The sequence below is a fragment of the Halomonas sp. ND22Bw genome, from assembly GCF_003011945.1.
Taxonomy (GTDB): Bacteria; Pseudomonadota; Gammaproteobacteria; order Pseudomonadales; family Halomonadaceae; genus Halomonas; species Halomonas halophila.
Genome location: NZ_PXWD01001900.1, coordinates 1 through 231, shown reverse-complemented (window position 1 = coordinate 231; position 231 = coordinate 1). Strand labels below are relative to the sequence as shown.

1 protein-coding gene is annotated in these 231 nt (G+C 61.9%); it reads left to right on the top strand.

Annotated elements, in window-relative coordinates; all coding sequences use genetic code 11:
• Positions 1-231 (top strand): TonB-dependent receptor (locus CVH10_RS24870; RefSeq protein ID WP_146143435.1); only part of this gene is annotated, 231 nt, incomplete at both ends.

The following is a 231-nucleotide window of genomic DNA, read 5'->3' as shown; positions in this document are numbered from 1 at the left end:
AACGGCAATTCGCCGCTGGAGCCGACCACCAGCCGCCAGTACGAGGTGGGCGTGAAGTACGAGCCTAAGGGCTGGAACACCGCCTTCACCGCCTCCGTCTACGACCTGGTGAAAGAGGACGATGTGATCGCCGACGCGGTAACCGGCTTCAATCGCCAGGTCGGCGAAAGCCGCTCCAAAGGCGTGGAGCTGGAGATGAACAGCGACCTCAACGACAACCTCAACCTGGTG